The sequence below is a fragment of the Methylocaldum sp. genome (genome assembly GCF_039794385.1).
GTDB lineage: Bacteria > Pseudomonadota > Gammaproteobacteria > Methylococcales > Methylococcaceae > Methylocaldum.
This window is the reverse complement of record NZ_JBDIVO010000282.1, coordinates 1-5,967: the sequence shown is the minus strand read 5'-3', so window position 1 is coordinate 5,967 and position 5,967 is coordinate 1. Positions and strand designations below refer to the sequence as shown.

Sequence of the window (5,967 nt, the reverse complement as noted above, 5' to 3'; positions counted from 1 at the left end):
GAAAATGCTCTAGCCCACATTTCTCACCCCCCTTCTACTGCGGACGCCTATTCGCTCGCCGTGACGCGCCGTCTTTGCGCTGCGCCATCCGGCTGCGCGCAACGTCCAGGGCGGCCTTCCTTGGCCGCCCGATCGGCAGGCCCATCCTTCACCGGAGGATGGGCTTCTCCGCCTCGCCCCTCGCGCCGACTCGACGTAGTATCGGCTACGCCTTCCCCGTCGCTCAATCCGTGCGGCGCGCCACACCGGCGCCTCGGCGCCATCGCGACGAAGAGACGTGAGAAATCCGGGCTAGACCTTGAGAAACATCCAGATGGGAGCGGATAAAGCGCGCCGCTATTCCCTGCCGGAGGACGCCTTACTATCATGTAGGCAACCTCGCATCACCCATCGCGATCATTGATTATTCAGATACCCTTCCGGCGTTCGATACATCGCCGAAACCTACTCGAAGAATCAGAACAATAGGCATCCTATGACTTTTGGGACAAGAACGGGCCGGGCGTGCTGCCTGGCGCGACGCATACGGCATATCTCGCGTTGGCTCGCCATACCGCTCAGCTTCATTTTGGCGGCAACCCTGGCTGGCGCGGCCGAGCGCTGGGACATCGATGCGCTGATGAGCGCACTGTCCCGCATCGAGAGCGGCGAGAAACGCTATACCGAAATCAAGACCATGGCGCTCCTCAAGGAACCCATGCGCCTGAGCGGCACGTTGATCTACCGCGCGCCGTCGTTCCTCGAAAAACGGGTGCTTTCCCCCTTCGAGGAGCGCTATACGGTGGATGGCGACTCCCTGACCATCGAGAATCCCGCAAAAGGCGTCAAACAGACCCTTTCGCTGGCTTCCCAACCCGCCATCTGGGCTTTCGTGGAAAGCATCAGGGCGCCGCTGGCGGGCGATCTCGCGACCCTGAACCGCTTTTACAAAGTCAGCTTCGGCGGATCGAAACGTAATTGGCTGCTGGCCCTGGTGCCCACCGAACCGGATATGGCCAAGCTGGTTCGGTTCATCCGGATTCGAGGCAGCGGCGACCGCATCGATCGAGTCGAAATCGAGGAAACCGGGGGCGACACCTCCGTCATGACCATCGAGCATCGGCCGTGAGGGAGCGCCTGCCGGTCTTCGTGTGGCTGGTCCTCATGGCGGCAGGCGCATGGATCGCGCTGTTCCGCACACCAATTTCCACCGACCTCACGCATTTTCTCCCGAAAAAGGCGGGAATCGCGGAGCAGATCCTGGTCGAGCAGTTGCGTCACGGAGTCGCGTCCCGCCTGCTGCTCATGGCGCTGGAGGGAGACAAGGAATCCGATCTGGCCGAGGTCAGTCGACGCCTGGCGGAACGGTTGCGGGAGAACCGCGCGTTCGTGCGGATCGACAACGGGACTCAAGGGCTTTCCGCGGCAGACCGGGAATTTCTGTTCGAAAATCGCTATCTCTTGAGCCCTAAGGTCAGCGAACAGCGGTTCGGCGCGGAAGGGCTCCGGCAAGCCTTGGAAGCGCGCCTGGCGGAACTGGCCTCGCCGGCCGGTTTATTGGAAAAGGAATTCCTGCCCCGCGATCCGACCGGCGAATTCCTCGAAACCTTGCGGCCTTGGATGAAATCCGCGGGGCCTTCGCTCCGACAGGGCGTCTGGTTCTCGCCGGACGGCCGTCGGGCGCTGCTCGTGGCGGAGACGAAAGAGCCTGCTTTCGATCTGGATGCCCAGGCCGAAGCCGTGGCTGCGATTCGGGAGAGCTTCGCGGCGGTCAAGGGAAACCGCTCGGTCGAGCTGCTCCTGAGCGGCCCTGGCGCGTTTTCGGTGGAAGCCAACGCCACCATCACGCAGGATGCCGTTAGGCTGTCCCTGCTCAATACGTTGGCGATCACGCTGCTGTTGGCGGCGGTGTACCGGTCGCTGCGGGTCATCCTGCTCGGCCTGGTGCCGCTGGCGACGGGCGCCTTGGCAGGGACCTGCGCGGTGAGCCTCTGGTCCGGCGGGATACACGGCATCACCCTGGGATTCGGCGCGACCTTGCTCGGCGTCGCCGCCGATTATCCCAACCATCTGTTCACCCATGTGCGCCGTGGAGAGACCAGCCGCCAGACGGTAAGCCTGATCTGGCCGACGCTACGCCTTGGCATACTCACCAACGTGGCGGGCTTTGCCGCGATGCTGTTTTCGGGCTTCGAAGGCCTTTCACAATTGGGCGTTTTCGCGGCGACGGGACTCCTGGCCGCCGGGCTGACCTGCCGCTGGATCATGCCGGCGCTCATGCCCCAGCATATCGCCCTACCCGACCGGATCGTCAGAGGGTTGCATGCCGATGAGTTTCTCAGAAGGCTAAGCCGGTTCCGCTTCGTTCCGCCCTTGCTGATCTTCGCCGCGATTGCATGGATAACCGGCTCCGGCGCGTCGCTCTGGAACGACGATATCGATGCCCTGAGCCCGGTACCCGAGTCCCGCAAAGCGCTGGACGAAGCCCTGCGCCGCGATCTGGGCGCACCGGATCTTCGCCAGTTGATCGTCGTAACCGGCGCCGGTGCCGAAACCGTTCTGAGGCGGAGCGAGGATCTGAAAAGAATCCTACAGCCCCTGGCCGACAACGGAACGATGGCCGGATTCGACATGGCGGCGCTTTACCTGCCCAGCCATGAAACGCAAAGCCATCGGCAGTCGGCCTTGCCCGAGACGGAAATCCTGCGGCGCAACCTGGATGAAGCGCTCCGGAAAACGTCTTTCAAGCCCAATGCCTTCGAACCCTTCATCGCCGACGTATCGCATGCGAAACATACGCCGCTGCTCGATGAAACGAGCTTTGCCGGAACCTCGTTCCGACTCAAGATCGAATCGCTCCTTTTCCGGCATGGCGAGCTCTGGGTCGGCCTGGTTCCGCTCGTCGGCGTGGCCGATGCCGCGCAGTTGCAGGCGGCGCTCGCGGCGGACAAGAACCTCATCTATCTGGATCTTCGCGAGGCATCGAGCCGGCTGCTTCGGGATTACCGGCGCGAAGCCGTTCATTTGCTCGGCGCGAGCGTGGCAGCCATCGTGATCCTGCTGACTTTCGGACTCCGCTCGCCGGGCGGCATGCTGCGGGTTGTGACGCCCATGGCCGCTGCGGCTTTCGTCACCGCAGCGGTATTGATGAGGCTGTACGGAGGCCTGTCGCTTTATCACCTGGTTTCGCTGCTCCTGGTAATGGGGCTCGGCATGGACCAGGCATTGTTCTTCAACAAACCCAGCCGAACCCCGGAGGAGCGCAACCGGACCCTCCTGTCGCTTCTGATTTGCAGCTTCAGCGCAGTAATGGCTTTCGGCATTCTGGCAACATCGAGCGTCAACATTCTCAACGCCATCGGCAGCACCGTGGCCATGGGCGCGGCTCTCGCGGTTCTTTTCGCAGCGATGCTGGCCAGACGGAATCCGTCTTCGGCATAATACTTGAATTCTTCACATCGCCATCTCACGCTATCTTTCTCCACACCCACTTGATGCAGCCTTTGATTATTTCCGCATTCACCCTGACCAACTGTCTGGGAAGGGGGCTGAATGCGACTTCGGCGGCGCTTCGGGAACAGCGCAGCGGTCTTCGCCACTGCGACTTTCCGGGTACCGAACTGGACACTTACATCGGCCGGATCGACGGAATCGAAAACGAACCCGTAAGCGGACGCTTAAGCGATTATGATTGCCGCAACAACCGCCTGGCCCGGATCGGTCTCGAGCAGGACGGCTTCGTTCAAGCCGTGGAAAGCGCCCGGCGGCGCTATGGGCCGGAAAGAATCGCGGTGATTCTCGGCACCAGTACATCCGGCATCCTGGAAACGGAATCCGCTTATCGGAGGCGCAATCCCGAAACCGGGGCGCTGCCGCCCGACTTTCGTTATCGGCAGACCCAGAATACGTTTTCCGTGGGCGATTTCACCCGGCGCTATCTCGATCTGCAGGGCCCCGCATCCGTCGTCTCCACGGCTTGTTCGTCCAGCAGCAAGGTTTTCGCCAGCGCCGCGCGCCTGATTCAGACGGGGCTGTGCGATGCGGCAGTCGTCGGAGGCGTCGACAGTCTCTGCTTTACCACCCTATACGGCTTCACCGCGCTCGAACTGGTATCGTCCACCCCGTGCCGTCCAGCCGATGCGGACCGCAACGGCATTTCCATCGGAGAAGCGGCCGGTTTCGCCCTGCTGGAAAAACCGGAACGCGGCACCGGCGATATCGCGCTGCTCGGCTACGGCGAAAGCACCGACGCCTACCACATGTCTTCGCCCCATCCCGATGGCCTGGGTGCGGCGGAGGCCATGAACAAGGCCATGCAGCGGGCCGGGATCGATCCGGGCGCTATCGATTACATCAATCTGCACGGCACCGCCACCAAAGCCAACGATGCCGCCGAGGACAAAGCCGTGTCCGGCCTCTTCGCCGCAGCGGTACCGTGCAGCTCGATCAAGGGCTGGACGGGCCATACCCTGGGAGCGGCGGGAATCGTGAATGTCATCGTCGGTTGCCTGAGCATTCGCGAAAGCTTCGTGCCGCGCAGCCTGAACACCGAGCGGGTCGATCCGGAGATCGCGTCCTGGATCGCCACCGAGGAACTGCGGCGGCCGGTCCGGACCGTCCTCAGCAACGCCTTCGGTTTCGGCGGAAACAACGCCAGCCTGGTTCTGGGAAAACGCTCATGATCCGCGTATTCGTCGAAGGCGTCGGTATCATCGGTCCCGGGCTTTCCTCCTGGAAGGAGAGCCGCGAGATTTTGGCCGGACGGCAAGCCTATGCTGGCGGCGAGCTGCCGCGGCTCCTGGCGAGCCGACTTCCTGCGGCGGAGCGACGAAGAAGCACCGCCGTTACCCGGCTCGCGATCGACGTGGCGGAACAAGCGCTACCGCCGGACGTAAACGCGGGAGATATCGCGACGGTATTCACGTCCTCGGGCGGCGAAGTCGAAATCATTCATCGGATTTTCGAGGAATTGGCCACCGTCGAGCGGCAGATCTCGCCGACCCAATTCCACAACTCGGTCCACAACGCGGCATCCGGATACTGGAGCATCGCGACCGGTTCGCGGCAGGCGTCCACCAGCCTGTCCTGCTTCGACGACTCCTTCGCCATGGGACTGCTGGAAACCGCCGGCCAGGCATTCGTCGAAGACACGAAGGTTCTACTCGTCGCCTATGATTTCCCGCCGCTTGATCCGATTCTCCGGGCTCGTCCGTTGCTGGCACCGTTTGCGGTCTCCCTACTGCTTGCTTCGGAAAGATCCGAGCACAGCCTCGGCGAGTTGACGATCGGCCTCGATACCGCCAATGCGGGCGACATAGGCCACATGGACGATGCGGGGCTCGAGGCCTTGCGCGCCGGCAATCCCGCGGCTCGAAGCCTGCCGCTTTTGGCGGCTCTGGCCCGTTCCGAGACTGCCGAACTGAGTTATGGCCAAGCGCGGGTCGGGCTTAAGCCATGCGCCTAGACCGATCGGAGCTCAGCGGCCTGCTCCCTCATGCGGGTACCATGTGCCTGCTCGATGACATACTCGACTGGGATGAAACCCGCATTGTCGCGTCGGCCACCAGCCACCGGCGGTCGGATAATCCGCTACGCCGCCAAGAGGGTTTGAGCGCCGTATGCGGCGTCGAATACGCCGCTCAAGCGGCCGCGATACATGGGAGCCTATTGGCCGGAAAACAAGATACTCCGGTGAAACAGGGCTATCTGGCGGCCGTTCGCGAGTTCGAACTCGCCGTCGGGTGCTTGAACAGAATCGAATCCACGCTCGTAATTCGAGCGGAAAAAATTCACGGAAATGAAACCGGTTTGCTGTACGCTTTTGCCGTCGAATCGAGCGGCAGCGTTCTTCTCACGGGTAGGGTATCGGTGTTCTTGTCGGCCTAAACCGAACCGGAATATCGCTCGGGACCGTTTCTTTGGAAAACACTGCATCGGGTAGAACCACCCTCCTCGGGAGAGTACAATACTTAACCTTTTATAACGCGC

At 62.2% G+C, this 5,967-nt stretch carries 5 protein-coding genes; all 5 read left to right on the top strand.

What is annotated here, in order from left to right; genetic code table 11:
• Positions 1 to 475 precede the first annotated feature (475 nt).
• From ABJK70_RS18670 to ABJK70_RS18650, 5 genes are read left to right on the top strand one after another with little or no spacing between them, the layout of a single operon-like run.
• Entirely contained in the window at positions 476 to 1,108 is a 633-nt protein-coding gene (locus ABJK70_RS18670; protein ID WP_347258743.1) for a LolA-related protein, read from the top strand.
• Complete coding sequence (locus ABJK70_RS18665; RefSeq protein ID WP_077731633.1) at positions 1,105 to 3,420, top strand: MMPL family transporter; 2,316 nt, start codon at positions 1,105 to 1,107, stop codon at positions 3,418 to 3,420. The genes ABJK70_RS18670 and ABJK70_RS18665 overlap by 4 nt, the downstream gene beginning before the upstream one ends.
• Before the next feature lie 53 nt (positions 3,421 to 3,473).
• Entirely contained in the window at positions 3,474 to 4,661 is a 1,188-nt protein-coding gene (locus ABJK70_RS18660) for a beta-ketoacyl-[acyl-carrier-protein] synthase family protein (protein WP_086134485.1), read from the top strand.
• Positions 4,658 to 5,443 (top strand): beta-ketoacyl synthase chain length factor, encoded by a 786-nt coding sequence (locus ABJK70_RS18655; RefSeq protein WP_347258742.1) that lies wholly within the window; start codon positions 4,658 to 4,660, stop codon positions 5,441 to 5,443. Before ABJK70_RS18660 ends, ABJK70_RS18655 begins: the two co-directional genes overlap by 4 nt.
• Complete coding sequence (locus ABJK70_RS18650) at positions 5,434 to 5,865, top strand: hydroxymyristoyl-ACP dehydratase (protein ID WP_347258741.1); 432 nt, start codon at positions 5,434 to 5,436, stop codon at positions 5,863 to 5,865. Before ABJK70_RS18655 ends, ABJK70_RS18650 begins: the two co-directional genes overlap by 10 nt.
• Positions 5,866 to 5,967 lie beyond the last annotated feature (102 nt).

Bases quoted from the DNA above. Each gene is read 5' to 3' on its own strand.
- ABJK70_RS18670 (WP_347258743.1), top strand. From the start codon at position 476: ATGACTTTTGGGACAAGAACGGGCCGGGCGTGCTGCCTGGCGCGACGC.
- ABJK70_RS18660 (WP_086134485.1), top strand. From the start codon at position 3,474: ATGCAGCCTTTGATTATTTCCGCATTCACCCTGACCAACTGTCTGGGA.
- ABJK70_RS18655 (WP_347258742.1), top strand. From the start codon at position 4,658: ATGATCCGCGTATTCGTCGAAGGCGTCGGTATCATCGGTCCCGGGCTT.
- ABJK70_RS18650 (WP_347258741.1), top strand. From the start codon at position 5,434: ATGCGCCTAGACCGATCGGAGCTCAGCGGCCTGCTCCCTCATGCGGGT.